This is a genomic window from Streptomyces hilarionis (assembly GCF_024539675.1).
Classification (GTDB): domain Bacteria; phylum Actinomycetota; class Actinomycetes; order Streptomycetales; family Streptomycetaceae; genus Streptomyces; species Streptomyces hilarionis.
The window spans coordinates 179,213-192,265 of record NZ_JAHHIT010000002.1; the positions used below are offsets into that span (position 1 = coordinate 179,213).

Here is a 13,053-nt window from a genome sequence, read left to right on the forward strand (position 1 = left end):
GAACCGGGGGCGGGCCATCCGTCGGTGCGTGGCGCCGGCCGTGTGGCGGGCGGCCGTGTGTCAGCGGTGGCTGGCTCCGCGGCGGCGCATTCCGAAGAACACCGCTCCGCCGCCGACGACGACCAGGACGGCGGCGATGCCGATGATCAGGCCGGTGTTGGAGTTGGCGCCGGTCTCGGCGAGGTTGGACTCCTGGGCCGCGGGCGAGGGGGCGTTGCTCGCGGGGGCCGGGGGCGCGGCGCTGTCGCCCGCCGAGTCGGACGGGGACGGCGACGGCGTGGCCGTCCCGGCCGGCGGCTGCGCGGTCTGCGACGACGGCGAGGACGGGGACGACGACGGCGACGAGGACGGGCTGGTCGACGGGGTCGTGTCGTCGGCCTTGCAGGCCTTGGACGGCGTGGTCACGTTCGGGGCGATGTCGGCGTCGACGAGCGTCTTCTTGCCCTTGACGGCCACGATGTGGACCCGGTACTCGGCGTTCGGCTCCCAGTCCTCGGCGAAGGAGACGGTGACGCCCTTCTTCGAGCCGGAGACCGTCTGCTCCTTGCCGACCTGCCGGAGGTCGGCGCCGTTGTTCTCGAGGAAGACGGTCACGACGGCCGGGACGCCGGTGGGGTCCTTGTCGGTGACGGTGATGACGCCCTTCGCGCCGTCACAGGCGGCGGCGGCGGAGAACTCGCTGATGTCGCAGGCCAGCGCGGTGCCGGCGGCGCTCAGCGCGAGGGCGGCGGAGGCGGCGGTGACACCGAGCATGCGCACCGAACGGGCGGCGGTACGGCGGGAAAGGGACACGTTTGTCCTTTACGGGAAGCGCAACTGCGGGGGGTGGAGGGGGAGATGGCGCCCCCGGGTGAGCCGAGTGCGTCACCATCCCCAGCAGGCTCACAGGTCTATAAGCGTTTCATAAGCAGTGTCAATGCGGCCACCCCTCTGAGCGGTTGGCTTTACCCGCTTATTAACCACCCAGACGTTTCAGGGCCTCCGGCGCCTCCTCGATCCGGTCGACCAGGGTGATGCGGGACTCCATCGACCGCTCCCGGGCGAGAGACCGCAGAAGCGGCCAGGCCGGCAGGCGTTGCGTCCAGTGCGCACGGTCCACGAGCACCATCGGCGTCGGCTCGCCCCGCGACTCGTAGTAGTTGGGCGTCGCGTTGTCGAAGATCTCCTGGACGGTCCCGGCGGCGCCCGGCAGGAACACCACGCCCGCGGTGCACCGGGCCAACAGGCCGTCCTCACGCGTGGCGTTGGAGAAGTACTTGGCGATGTGCGCGGCGAACGGGTTCGGCGGCTCGTGACCGTAGAACCAGGTCGGGACGGCGACCGAGGGGCCGCCGTCGGGCCAGGCGGCGCGGACCTCGAAGGCGGCCCGGGCCCAATCGGTCACCGAGGGCGTGAACTTCGGCGCCTTGGCGAGGATCCGCAGGGCCTCGGTGAGCATCCCGGCGTCGAAGGGCGCCGCGTACGCGCCGAGGTTGGCCGCCTCCATGGCGCCGGGCCCGCCCCCCGTGGCCACCGTCAGCCCGGCGCGGGCGAGCTCGCGGCCGAGCCGGGCGGCGCCCGCGTACTCCTCGGTGCCGCGCGCCATCGCGTGACCCCCCATGACGCCCACCACGCGTGCGCCGACGAGCAGTTCGTCGAGGGCGTCCGAGACGGCGTCGTCGTGGATCGAGCGGAGCATCGAGCCGAAGATGTCGCCGTCCGCCTTGGTTCGCTGGAACCAGGCGTACGTCCGGGCGTCCGGCGTCGCCTCGTACCCCTCGTCGAGGGAGGCGAACAACTCGTCCGGCGAGTAGACGTGGCCGCGGTACGGGTCGAAGGACAGGCCCGGCACCGGCGGGAAGACCAGGGCGCCGCAGGCCCGTGCGCGGGCGGCGGCCGCCGGGTCCATCGGGCAGCCGAGGAAGACGGCGCCCGAGGTGTCGAGGGAGAGCAGGGCGTCCGTACGGTCCGTCAGGTCGACGGACTGGACGCGGAAGTGGGTGAGTGTGCCGTGAGCGGCGACCACCTCGTCGAACTCGGCGAGGGACTCGATCTCACGGTCGTGGGAACCGTCGAACGGCTGGGCGGGTGTCGTCGGATGCACCCGCCCATGCTAGGCACCGCCGAACCGGGGTTCGAGGCGATCCCCGGTTCCGGTCCGGCCCGGGCCCGGCGGGGCGTCGGGGCCGGTCAGCCCGCGACGGCCGACGGGTCCATCCAGACGATCTCCCAGGTGTGGCCGTCGAGGTCGTCGAAGGAGCGGCCGTACATGAAGCCGTGGTCCTGGGTCTCGCCGCTCGGCGAACCGCCCACGGCGATCGCCTTGTCGACCAGTTCGTCCACCTTCTCGCGGCTCGGCGCGCTCAGCGCGACGAGCACCTCGCTGGTGGTCGTGGCGTCCGCGATCTCCTTCTTGGTGAAGGTCGCGTAGAACGGCTTGGTGAGCAGCATCGCCACGATCGTGTCGCTGATCACCACGGAGGCCGCGTTGTCGTCGCTGAACTGCGGGTTGATCGAGTAGCCGAGCTCCGTGAAGAACTTCTTCGAGGCGTCCAGGTCGTTCACGGGCAGGTTCACGAAGATCATCTGCTGATGGGCGGAGGTGGTCATCCGGTCTCTCCCGAAAGGCTCGCTGTCGCTGTGTGCGTGGTCGAGGGGTGGACCGCGGGACCGGGCGGAACTCATCGGCCCCGGGAGGCTTTTTTCTGCGCCGGCGCGGACGGCGGTCTCAGCGCGTCAGCGGGAGGGCGGCCAGTTCGGCCACGAGCAGGGTGAGCGGGACGAAGAGCGCCAGCAGGGCGGCGGTGCGCAGGGCGGCGGCGGTGCGCAGCGTCCTGGCCGGTGCGCCGAGGCGCAGGAGGGCGGCCGTGGTGTCGGCGCGGGACTGCCGGGCCTCCACGGCCGCGGTCGCCAGCGTGGCGAGGGTGCAGCCGGCCACGACCACGGCGCCGAGGGTGGTGAGCGGGCCGAACGCCCGGTCGGCGGGGTCGTACAGCCGGGCCATCGTGTACGCGCCGGAGGCCACCGCGCAGACCACGCCCAGCGGGCGGCCCACGCGGGAGGCCTCCTGCATCAGCCCGCGGCCCGCGAGCAGGCGCAGGGCGCCGGGCCGGACCGACTGGAGCAGACGGCCGCACAGGTGGGTGAGGCCGGGGCCGGCGAGAGCGAGGCCCACGGCGGTGAGCGTCCAGCCCAGCAGGGCGGCGGCGGGGCCGGTGGGCAGGCCCCCGGGGAGGGGGAGCCCGCCGATGTCGGGGCCGCGGTCGGCGTACGCCTCGACGGCCAGGCCGACCGCGAGCAGCGCCGTGCCCCAGGGCAGGGCGGTGGGGTCGGGGGCCGGGACGGCGGGCGCCGGCGGAACGTCCTGCGGCGCGGAGCCGTTCACGGCGGCCGGGACCGTCTCCCCGGGCGCGCCGTCCGCGGGGGCGGGGAGCGTGGCCTCGACAGGGGCGGAGGGCGCGGGCGCGTCGGGCGCGGCGGACGCGGACCCGGGGGAGGGTTCGGCGGCGGGGGCGGCGCGGCCGGTGAGGGGGCGGACCACCCGGCTGCCGAACCTGCCGTAGGCGCCGAAGGTCTCGCCGGGTCCCGTCGTCGCGTACGCCCCGAAGCGGCCGAACATCCGCGGCGCCGTGCGGGCCGCGACCCGTACGTCCCGGGGGCGGAGCATGAGCGCCACCGCGAGGGACGCGGACACCGGTGCGAGGGCCAGCAGGGTCAGCGCGGCCGGAAGCGGCAGCGGCCGGCCGGCCGCCAGGAAGTCCCTCGCGGCTCCGTCGAAGGGCATGCCCGTGAGGTCGCCGCGCAGATGGAGGAAGACCAGCAGGGCCAGCATGGAGCCGAGCAGCGTGGACAGGGCCGTCGTCATCGCCGAGACGGCCATCAGACGGGCCGGGCCCAGACCGATCGCGGCGAGTCCGGGGCGCGGCCGGGTGCCCGGGTCGGTGCGGGCGACCGCCAGCGCGAGGTGCACGGTCGCGGCCAGCGGGACCGCGCACCAGGCCAGCCGGAGCGCGGCGGCCGCGGGGTCCTCGGGGTGGGCCAGGGCGTGGCCGAGGGTGCTCAGCAGGAGGAAGCCGGTGCCCGCCGACGCCGCCGCGACCAGCAGACGGCGCAGCTGGACGGCGGGACGGGCGCCGCGGGTCAGACGGAGAGCGAGCACGCCGCCCCCCGGCCCTGCGACTCGGTGACCGGCGGCAGATGGACCGTCTTGACCCGGCGTCCGTCCAGGAGCGCCACCGTGCGGTCGGCGAGGGCGGCCGTCTCCGCGTCGTGGGTGGCCAGGACCACCGTGATGCCGTGCGAGCGGGCGGCCGTCGTCAGGGTGCGCAGGACGTGCGCCCGGTCCGCCCGGTGCAGGGGGGCCGTCGGCTCGTCCGCGAAGAGCACGGAGGGGGCCGGGGCCAGGGCGCGGGTGATGCAGACCCGCTGGCGCTCGGCCTGGGTGAGCTCGTGCGGGCGGCAGCGGGACCGGTCGCCGATGTCCAGGCGCTCCAGCCACTCCAGCGCGGCGACCTTGGCCCGGCGACGGCTGGTGCCGCGCAGCATCAGGGGGAGGGCCGCGTTCTCCCAGACGTCGAGTTCGGGGACGAGGAGCGGCGCCGGGTCGATCCAGCCGAAGCGGTCGCGGCGCAGCCGTTCGCGGGCCATCGGGCCCATCGTGTGCACGGGGACGCTGTTGAACCACACCTCGCCGCTGCGGGCCCGTGCAAGACCGGCCAGACAGCGCAGCAGGGTCGTCTTGCCGCTGCCGCGCGGTCCGCTGACGGCGAGGATCTCGCCCTCCCGCACACCCAGCGAGACCCCGCTCAGCCCGGGGGAGCCGTCGGGGTGCGTGAAGTGCAGGGAGCGTGCCCAGAGCACGTCGTTGTCCGGCGGGGCCTCCATGGCGTACACCTCGGTTCAGATCTGTGGTTCCCGTGCCGTTCCCCCGTGCGGGGGAACGAAGGCAGGGCCGATCGGTCACTGGCACGCTAAGGACGCGGGAGCGGGCATCCGGACAGCACGCGGCCCCGGGCCGCCGTTTCTCACTCGAACGGTCGACGCCGGGGCCGGTGTTGATCAGCTGATCAGGCTGACGTCACAGCTTCGTCCACGCCTCCGTCAGCGTGGCGCGCAGGATCTGCTCGATCTCGTCGAACGTCTCCTGGTTGGAGATCAGCGGCGGGGCGAGCTGGACGACCGGGTCGCCGCGGTCGTCGGCACGGCAGTACAGGCCGTTGTCGTACAGCGCCTTGGAGAGGAAGCCGTACAGGACGCGCTCGGTCTCCTCCGCGTCGAAGGACTCCTTGGTGGCCTTGTCCTTGACCAGCTCGATGCCGTAGAAGAAGCCGTTGCCGCGGACGTCGCCGACGATCGGCAGGTCGTGGAGCTTCTCCAGGGTCGCGCGGAAGGCGCCCTCGTTGTCCAGCACGTGCTGGGTGAGGTTCTCGCGCTCGAACAGGTCGAGGTTGGCGAGGCCCACGGCGGCGGACACCGGGTGGCCGCCGAAGGTGTAGCCGTGCAGGAAGGTGTTGTCGCCCTTGTAGAACGGCTCGGCCAGCCGGTCGCTGACGATGCAGGCGCCGATCGGCGAGTAGCCCGAGGTCATGCCCTTGGCGCAGGTGATCATGTCCGGGACGTAGCCGAACTTGTCACAGGCGAACATCGTGCCGAGGCGGCCGAAGGCGCAGATGACCTCGTCCGAGACGAGCAGCACGTCGTACTGGTCGCAGATCTCGCGCACCCGCTGGAAGTAGCCGGGCGGGGGCGGGAAGCAGCCGCCGGCGTTCTGCACCGGCTCCAGGAAGACGGCCGCCACCGTGTCCGGGCCCTCGAAGAGGATCTGCTGCTCGATCTGGTCGGCGGCCCAGCGGCCGAAGGCCTCGGGGTCGTCGCCGTGGATCGGGGCGCGGTAGATGTTGGTGTTCGGCACCTTGTGCGCGCCCGGGACGAGCGGCTCGAAGGGGGCCTTGAGGGCCGGCAGACCGGTGATGGACAGCGCGCCCTGCGGGGTGCCGTGGTAGGCGACCGCGCGGGAGATGACCTTGTACTTGGTCGGCTTGCCCTGGAGCTTGAAGTACTGCTTGGCGAGCTTCCAGGCCGTCTCGACGGCCTCGCCGCCGCCGGTGGTGAAGAAGACCTTGTTCAGGTCGCCCGGCGCGTGGTGGGCGAGGCGCTCGGCCAGCTCCACGGCCTTGGGGTGGGCGTAGGACCACACCGGGAAGAACGCGAGCTCCTGCGCCTGCTTGAAGGCCGCCTCGGCGAGCTCCACGCGGCCGTGGCCCGCCTGGACCACGAACAGGCCCGCGAGACCGTCGAGGTAGCGCTTGCCCTTGTCGTCGTAGATGTAGGTGCCCTCGCCCCGGACGATGGTCGGGACGGGCGAGTTCTCGTACGAGGACATGCGGGTGAAGTGCATCCACAGGTGGTCGTACGCGGTGCGGCTGAGGTCCTTGGTGCTCACGGTTATCGGGTCCTCACGGTTATCGGGTTCCCCACATGTAGGTCTGCTTCTTCAGCTTCAGGTAGACGAAGCTCTCGGTGGAGCGCACGCCGGGCAGGGCGCGCATGCGCTTGTTGATGACGTCGAGCAGGTGGTCGTCGTCCTCGCAGACGATCTCGGCGAGGATGTCGAACGAGCCCGCCGTCATCACCACGTACTCGACCTCCGGCATGGCGGTCAGCGCGTCGGCGATGGACTCGACGTCGCCCTCGACGTGGATCCCGACCATCGCCTGCCGCCGGAAGCCCACGGTGAGGGGGTCCGTGACGGCGACGATCTGCATCACGCCCTGGTCGAGCAGCTTCTGGACGCGCTGGCGTACGGCCGCCTCGGACAGGCCCACGGCCTTGCCGATCGCGGCGTACGGCCGGCGGCCGTCCTCCTGGAGCTGCTCGATGATGGCGAGACTCACGGCATCCAGGTGAGGGGTGCTGCCGTTCCTGGACTCGCGGGAGTCCCTGTGCTCTGCGCTTCGACTGGCCACGGCCACACTGTGCACGACGTCTCGACAGTTCCGCAAGGTCGGGGCGATGAAATTCGTTGTTTACGTGTGTGAGATCTGCGGATTCCGCAGCCCTGGCGGGATCGGGGGTGTTGAAAACGTCAGAGCACCGATTAGTGTGGGTGTCTCAGTCAATGGACACCCACATCTGGAGGGCCGGCAGTGAGCACCGAGCTGCGTCGTCTGCGCAACTACATCGACGGTGAGTTCCGGGACGCCGCCGACGGACGGACCACCGAGGTGGTCAACCCCGCCACCGGCGAGGCGTACGCGACCGCCCCGCTGTCCGGCCCGGCGGACGTCGACGCCGCCATGGCCGCCGCCGCCAAGGCCTTCCCCGGCTGGCGCGACACCACCCCGGCCGAGCGCCAGAAGGCCCTGCTCAAGATCGCGGACGCGTTCGAGGAGCGGGCCGAGGACCTCATCGCGGCGGAGGTGGAGAACACGGGCAAGCCCGTCGGGCTCACCCGCTCCGAGGAGATCCCGCCGATGGTGGACCAGATCCGCTTCTTCGCGGGCGCGGCCCGGATGCTGGAGGGCCGCTCGGCCGGCGAGTACATGGACGGGATGACCTCGATCGTCCGCCGTGAGCCGGTCGGCGTCTGCGCGCAGGTCGCGCCGTGGAACTACCCCATGATGATGGCCGTGTGGAAGTTCGCCCCGGCGATCGCGGCCGGCAACACGGTCGTGCTCAAGCCGTCCGACACCACGCCGGCCTCCACCGTCCTGATCGCCGAGATCATCGGCTCCGTCCTGCCCAAGGGCGTCTTCAACGTCGTCACCGGCGACCGGGACACCGGCCGGCTGATGGTCGAGCACCCGACCCCGGCGATGGCGTCCATCACCGGCTCGGTGCGCGCCGGCATGTCGGTGGCGGAGTCGGCGTCGAAGGACCTCAAGCGCGTCCACCTGGAGCTGGGCGGCAAGGCGCCGGTCGTGGTCTTCGAGGACACCGACATCGCCAAGGCCGTCGAGGACATCTCCGTGGCGGGCTACTTCAACGCCGGCCAGGACTGCACGGCCGCCACCCGCGTGCTCGTCCAGGAGTCCATCCACGACGAGTTCGTGGCCGCGCTCGCCAAGGCCGCGTCCGAGACGAAGACCGGGCAGCCGGACGACGAGGACGTGCTCTACGGCCCGCTCAACAACCCCCACCAGCTCAAGCAGGTCGCCGGCTTCATCGAGCGGCTGCCCGCCCACGCCAAGGTCGAGGCGGGCGGCGAACGGGTCGGCGACAAGGGCTACTTCTACGCCGCGACCGTCGTCTCCGGGCTGAAGCAGGACGACGAGATCATCCAGAACGAGGTCTTCGGGCCGGTCATCACCGTCCAGTCCTTCACGGACGAGGACCAGGCCGTGGAGTGGGCCAACGGCGTCGACTACGCCCTCGCCTCCTCGGTGTGGACCAAGGACCACGGCCGCGCCATGCGGATGTCCAAGAAGCTCGACTTCGGCTGCGTGTGGATCAACACCCACATCCCGCTGGTCGCCGAGATGCCCCACGGCGGCTTCAAGAAGTCCGGCTACGGCAAGGACCTCTCGGGCTACGGCTTCGACGACTACACCCGCATCAAGCACGTCATGACGTCCCTCGACGCGTAACGGTCCGCGTTCGCGGGACGCCCCGCCCCGGCCGCCGGTACGCGCGCGGGCCGACTCGAGTGCCGCCCGATGCCGTCCGGTCGACGATCCCGGGCGGCGGCTCCGACCGCGGGCATCGGGGCTTTGCCATCTCTTTACAACCCGGTCGCGGGCTGTCTCGTCTCTTCGCTCGATCCGTCAACGGACCGCCGAGAGAAGAGAGCGACACATGCGACTCATGCCCCGAACGGGCCTCGCCGCCCTGGCAGTTGCGAGCACGGCCCTGCTGGCCGGCGCGGCCCCGGCGCTCGCCGACGCGGGGACGCCGTCCCCCGTTCCCAGCACCCGCCCGTCCAGCCCGGCCACGGGCGGCGACACCGGCCCGACCAGGGCGGCCGAGCCCACCAAGGCGCCCGACGCCACCCGGGCGCCGTCCGACGCACCCGGCCAGGTCGGCGTCGTGCCGCGCGGAGCGGCCGACACCGGCGTCGCCGAGCCGGCCTCCGACGGCCACGGCACGCTCATCGGGGGCGGCGCGGCCGCGGCGTTCGCCGCGGCGGGCACCGTCTTCTACGTCGTGCGCCGCCGGAGGGCGACCGGCGCATGAGCCCGCTCTCCAGGCGCGCCCCGGCGCTCGTCGCCCTCGCGGCGCTGCTGTTCACCGGCTGCGCCGCGCACGGCGGCGAACCGGCCGCGCGGGCCGGCACGACCGCGGCTTCCGGCGCGACCGGCACGGCGACCGCGGGCGGACCGGGGTCCCCGACCCGGGCCGCCCGGGCCGCGCGCCCCCTCGCGCGCTCGGTGCCGGTCGGGCTGCGGATCCCGGCCATCGGGGTCGACGCGGCGGTCATGCGGCTGGGGCTGGCCGCCGACCGCAGTGTGCAGGTGCCCCCGATCGAACGGCACGACCGGGCGGGGTGGTACGAGCACTCGCCGACGCCGGGACAGACCGGGCCGTCGGTGATCCTCGCCCACGTCACGGTCGGCCGGTACGGCGACGGCGTGTTCCGGCGCCTCGACCGGCTGCGTCCCGGCGACCGGATCGCGGTGCGCCTGGAGAACGGCACGGCGGCCGCGTTCGCCGTCACCCGCGTGCGGACCGTCGACAAGGCGCGGTTCCCCACCGAGGAGGTCTACGGGAACGTCGACCGGCCCGAACTGCGTCTCATCACCTGCGGCGGCCCGCGCACCGGCGACGGGTACCGCGACAACGTGATCGTCTTCGCCGCTCTCGTCCCCGGGTCCGCCCCGGGGTCCGGGGCCGGGGCCGGCGACGCGTCGAGTACTGCGGGAGAACGTTGAAACGCTCACGCTCGCGCGAGAGGGCGGCGTCCGAACTGTTCGCCGCCCTCTACCCCCGCCTGGCCGGCTGGTGCCGCCGTCTCGTCGACGACGACGAGACGGCGCACGAGATCGCCTCGGAGGCCTTCACCCGGCTCTGGGCGCGCTGGACGACGGTGACCGAGCCCCAGGGGTTCCTCTTCGTCACCGCCGCCAACCTGGTCCGCGACCACTGGCGCAAGCTGGAACGCGAACGCCGGGCGGTGCGCCGGGTCACCGTCGAGGTCGCCGTGGCGCCGCCGGCCGAACAGGCCGACCCGTCGGTGCGGATGCTCGTGCAGTCCCTGCCCGACCGGCTGCGCGTGCCGATCCTGCTGCACTACTACGCTGACATGCCGATCCGGGAGGTGTCCGTGCTGACCGGACGCAAGGAAGGAACCGTCAAGGCCGACCTGCACGCGGCCCGCGAACTGCTCCGCGTCCACCTGAGGAGAAGCCTTGATCACACCGGCTGACGACTTCGACGACGGCCCGGAGCTCGACCCCGACGACCCCCTGACCGTCGTCCTGCGCCCCCCCGCCGGACACCTCGGCCCGCCGCCCGGCCGCTACGAGCAGATCCGACGCGGCGCGGTCCGCCGCCGGGCGCTGCGCACCGCGGCCGGGGTCGGAGCGGCGTGCGCGGTCACCGTCCTCGCCGTCCTGCTGCCGCTGCGCCTGACGTCGTCCGACGCGCCCGTGCGGCCGACGCCGCCGCTCGCCCCGCCCCCGGCGACCGGCGGTCCGTCCACCGTGCCCCGGCCCGAGCCGTCGGCCACGCCGCCGGAGAGCGCCGAGCGCCCTACCCGGGGGGCGGACGCGACCCGCAGCCCCGCCACCCCGGCTGCGTCCGCCGCCACCGCTGCCCCGGGCACGGACCGCACCCGCGGCACCAGCCCGACGCCCGTCCCCCAGGACTCCCGCTCGCCCCGGCGTGACGCGCCGTCCACCGCGCCGTCCAACGAGCCGTCCAGCGGACCGTCGGCGTCGAAGACCCGCCGCTGAGTCCGACACGCGCGCCGTGGCGGGACGCGCTCAGCCCCGCTCGCGCAGCGCCGTCAGGACGTCGATGCGGTTGGTGGTGACGGAGTCGACGCCCAGGTCGATGAGCCGGCGCAGCGCGCGCCGGGTGTCGGGGGTCCACACGGAGAGCAGGTAGCCGTCGTGGTGGACGCGCGCGGCGAGGTCCCGGTCCACCAAAGAGAAGCGGTAGTTGAGCCAGCGCGGCTTCACCGCCGCGAGCAGCGCGGGACGCGGGGGCGCCAGGCTCGTGCAGGTCAGCGCGATCTCGGCGGACGGGGCCGCGGCGCGCACGGCGAGCATCGCCACGGCGTCGGCGCAGTAGTAGACCCGGTCGGCCGCCCCGGCCTCGCGCACGGCGTCGACGATCCGACGCGCGGTGCGCTCCTCCCGGGTGCCGGGCAGGTCGAGCATCAGCCGGCTGCCGTCCGTCGCCGCGAGCGCCTCCGCGAGGGTGGGCACCGCCCCTTCCGTGAGCCCGCGCACCTCCGCGGCGGACAGCGACCGCAGCGGCCGGTCCCGCCCCCACAGCCGCTTCAGCGTCTCGTCGTGGAGCAGGACGGGCACGCCGTCCCTGGTGAGCCGGACGTCGCACTCCACGGCGTCCGCGCCCCGGTCGAGCGCGGACCGCAGCGAGTCGATCGTGTTCTCACGGAAGCGGTAGGGGTCGCCGCGATGGGCCACGGCGGTCACGTTCTGCATGCGCCCATTGTGGCGGCCCCCGGCGCCCCATGGCGGCCCGCCGTCAGGGGGCGAGCCACCCGGCGGTGTAGGCGTCGATCTCGTCCCTGACGCGTCGCTTGCCGCTCTCCTCCAGGAAGGAGGCCTCGACCGCGTTCTTCGCGAGGCCGGCGACGCCGTGCTCGTCGAGGCCGAGGAGCCGGGCGGCCACCGCGTACTCGCTGTTGAGGTCCGTGCCGAACATGGGCGGGTCGTCGGAGTTGACCGTCACCAGCACGCCGGCGTCCACGAACGCCCTGATCGGGTGCTCGTCGAGGGTGCGCACCGCGCGCGTGGCGATGTTCGACGTGGGGCAGACCTCCAGCGCGATCCCGGTCTCGGCGAGGTGGGCGAGCAGCTTCCCGTCCTGCGCGGCGCTGGTGCCGTGACCGATCCGCTCGGCGCGCAGATGCGTCAGCGCGTCCCACACGGTCTCGGGTCCCGTGGTCTCGCCGGCGTGCGGCACGGACCGCAGCCCGGCGGCGATCGCCCGGTCGAAGTACGGCTTGAACTGGGGGCGCGGCACGCCGATCTCGGGCCCGCCGAGCCCGAAGGAGACCAGGCCCTCGGGGCGGATCCGGTCGTCGGTGGCGAGCCGGGTCGTCTCCTCGGCGGCCTCCAGCCCGGCCTCGCCGGGGATGTCGAAGCACCAGCGCAGCACGGTCCCGAACTCCGCCTCGGCCGCCTTGCGGGCGTCCTCGATCGCGTCCATGAAGGCCGACGCGTCGATGCCGCGCCGGGTCGAGGAGAACGGGGTGATCGTGAGCTCGGCGTAGCGCACCTGCTGGCGGGCCAGGTCGCGGGCGACCTCGTACGTCAGCAGCCGGACGTCCTCCGGGGTGCGGATGAGGTCGACGACGGACAGGTACACCTCGATGAAGTGGGCGAAGTCCGTGAACGTGAAGTAGTCGGCCAGGGCCTCGGGGTCGGTGGGCACCTTGGAGTCGGGGTGCCGCGCGGCCAGCTCGGAGACGATGCGGGGGGAGGCGGAGCCCACGTGGTGGACGTGCAGTTCGGCCTTCGGCAGCCCGGCGATGAACGCGTGCAGATCGCGGCCGCCGGCCGCGGCCGCGGCGGTGGGACCGGCGGGCGCGCCGGACGCGGGGGAGCCGGACGGGGCGGCTGCGGAGGATGCGTCGAGGCGGTCGGTCATGGGGTCCTCCCCGGGACGGCGCCCCGGGCCCGGAGGCCGGACGGGACGCGGGTGATCGGCTGATCGGTGGGTCGGGATCATCGTAGGCGGAGGCGGCGACGGGCCGCCGGGGTCCTCGCCCCGCCCGCACTCCGCCGTCCTCGGGCCGTAGCATGACGGAACGTGCGCGGGACGGAACGGCGTACGGGTGACGGAACGCAGGACACAGGCCCGAACCGGGCGGCAGGGGGATCCACGCATGTCCGACGAGGCGCCGAGCCCGAGCGACGACGCCACCCGCCCCCCACGGTCCGCCCC

General features: G+C 73.4%; 14 protein-coding genes. 5 read left to right on the top strand and 9 right to left on the bottom strand.

What is annotated here, in order from left to right:
* Nucleotides 1-60: 60 nt before the first annotated feature.
* The 7 genes from KMS84_RS01260 to KMS84_RS01290 form a co-directional block, all read right to left on the bottom strand.
* Nucleotides 61-792 (bottom strand): LAETG motif-containing sortase-dependent surface protein, encoded by a 732-nt coding sequence (locus KMS84_RS01260; RefSeq protein ID WP_256914094.1) that lies wholly within the window; start codon nucleotides 790-792, stop codon nucleotides 61-63.
* 163 nt (nucleotides 793-955) lie between these two features.
* Nucleotides 956-2,083 carry an LOG family protein gene (locus KMS84_RS01265; RefSeq protein WP_256914095.1) on the bottom strand — a complete coding sequence of 376 codons (1,128 nt, stop codon included), beginning with the start codon at nucleotides 2,081-2,083 and terminating at the stop codon, nucleotides 956-958.
* Nucleotides 2,084-2,169: 86 nt separating this feature from the next.
* Nucleotides 2,170-2,589: a VOC family protein gene (locus KMS84_RS01270; protein WP_256914096.1), complete on the bottom strand. Its 420-nt coding sequence runs from the start codon at nucleotides 2,587-2,589 to the stop codon at nucleotides 2,170-2,172.
* Between the two features lie 118 nt (nucleotides 2,590-2,707).
* Complete coding sequence (locus tag KMS84_RS01275) at nucleotides 2,708-4,138, bottom strand: hypothetical protein (protein WP_256914097.1); 1,431 nt, start codon at nucleotides 4,136-4,138, stop codon at nucleotides 2,708-2,710.
* The gene (locus tag KMS84_RS01280; RefSeq protein WP_256914098.1) at nucleotides 4,120-4,863 is read right to left on the bottom strand and encodes an ABC transporter ATP-binding protein; all 744 of its coding nucleotides are present in this window, start codon (nucleotides 4,861-4,863) and stop codon (nucleotides 4,120-4,122) included. The genes KMS84_RS01275 and KMS84_RS01280 overlap by 19 nt, the downstream gene beginning before the upstream one ends.
* A gap of 193 nt (nucleotides 4,864-5,056) precedes the next feature.
* Nucleotides 5,057-6,421, bottom strand: coding sequence for an aspartate aminotransferase family protein (locus tag KMS84_RS01285; protein WP_256914099.1), 1,365 nt, complete (start codon nucleotides 6,419-6,421; stop codon nucleotides 5,057-5,059).
* A 19-nt stretch (nucleotides 6,422-6,440) separates the two neighbouring features.
* The gene (locus KMS84_RS01290; RefSeq protein ID WP_308287948.1) at nucleotides 6,441-6,959 is read right to left on the bottom strand and encodes an Lrp/AsnC family transcriptional regulator; all 519 of its coding nucleotides are present in this window, start codon (nucleotides 6,957-6,959) and stop codon (nucleotides 6,441-6,443) included.
* A 165-nt stretch (nucleotides 6,960-7,124) separates the two neighbouring features.
* Here KMS84_RS01290 and KMS84_RS01300 point away from each other — a divergent pair, with 165 nt between their 5' ends.
* From KMS84_RS01300 to KMS84_RS01320, 5 genes are all read left to right on the top strand, one after another.
* Nucleotides 7,125-8,564 (top strand): gamma-aminobutyraldehyde dehydrogenase, encoded by a 1,440-nt coding sequence (locus KMS84_RS01300; protein ID WP_256914101.1) that lies wholly within the window; start codon nucleotides 7,125-7,127, stop codon nucleotides 8,562-8,564.
* A 217-nt stretch (nucleotides 8,565-8,781) separates the two neighbouring features.
* The gene (locus tag KMS84_RS01305) at nucleotides 8,782-9,150 is read left to right on the top strand and encodes a Tat pathway signal sequence domain protein (RefSeq protein ID WP_256914110.1); all 369 of its coding nucleotides are present in this window, start codon (nucleotides 8,782-8,784) and stop codon (nucleotides 9,148-9,150) included.
* Nucleotides 9,147-9,845, top strand: coding sequence for a class F sortase (locus KMS84_RS01310; RefSeq protein ID WP_256914102.1), 699 nt, complete (start codon nucleotides 9,147-9,149; stop codon nucleotides 9,843-9,845). The genes KMS84_RS01305 and KMS84_RS01310 overlap by 4 nt, the downstream gene beginning before the upstream one ends.
* Nucleotides 9,842-10,339: an RNA polymerase sigma factor gene (locus KMS84_RS01315; protein ID WP_109002185.1), complete on the top strand. Its 498-nt coding sequence runs from the start codon at nucleotides 9,842-9,844 to the stop codon at nucleotides 10,337-10,339. The genes KMS84_RS01310 and KMS84_RS01315 overlap by 4 nt, the downstream gene beginning before the upstream one ends.
* Complete coding sequence (locus tag KMS84_RS01320; protein WP_256914103.1) at nucleotides 10,323-10,868, top strand: hypothetical protein; 546 nt, start codon at nucleotides 10,323-10,325, stop codon at nucleotides 10,866-10,868. The genes KMS84_RS01315 and KMS84_RS01320 overlap by 17 nt, the downstream gene beginning before the upstream one ends.
* A 30-nt stretch (nucleotides 10,869-10,898) precedes the next feature.
* On the opposite strand, the gene KMS84_RS01325 is transcribed toward KMS84_RS01320, so the two are convergent.
* Both KMS84_RS01325 and KMS84_RS01330 read right to left on the bottom strand, forming a co-directional pair.
* Nucleotides 10,899-11,585 carry a glycerophosphodiester phosphodiesterase gene (locus tag KMS84_RS01325; protein WP_256914104.1) on the bottom strand — a complete coding sequence of 229 codons (687 nt, stop codon included), beginning with the start codon at nucleotides 11,583-11,585 and terminating at the stop codon, nucleotides 10,899-10,901.
* Nucleotides 11,586-11,628: 43 nt separating this feature from the next.
* Nucleotides 11,629-12,756, bottom strand: a complete 1,128-nt coding sequence (locus KMS84_RS01330; protein WP_256914105.1) for an adenosine deaminase — start codon at nucleotides 12,754-12,756, stop codon at nucleotides 11,629-11,631.
* Nucleotides 12,757-13,053: the final 297 nt, after the last annotated feature.

Coding starts and splice junctions, on each gene's coding strand:
- KMS84_RS01280 (WP_256914098.1), bottom strand. CDS start 4,863: ATGGAGGCCCCGCCGGACAACGACGTGCTCTGGGCACGCTCCCTGCAC.
- KMS84_RS01330 (WP_256914105.1), bottom strand. CDS start 12,756: ATGACCGACCGCCTCGACGCATCCTCCGCAGCCGCCCCGTCCGGCTCC.
- KMS84_RS01310 (WP_256914102.1), top strand. CDS start 9,147: ATGAGCCCGCTCTCCAGGCGCGCCCCGGCGCTCGTCGCCCTCGCGGCG.
- KMS84_RS01305 (WP_256914110.1), top strand. CDS start 8,782: ATGCCCCGAACGGGCCTCGCCGCCCTGGCAGTTGCGAGCACGGCCCTG.
- KMS84_RS01325 (WP_256914104.1), bottom strand. CDS start 11,585: ATGCAGAACGTGACCGCCGTGGCCCATCGCGGCGACCCCTACCGCTTC.
- KMS84_RS01270 (WP_256914096.1), bottom strand. CDS start 2,589: ATGACCACCTCCGCCCATCAGCAGATGATCTTCGTGAACCTGCCCGTG.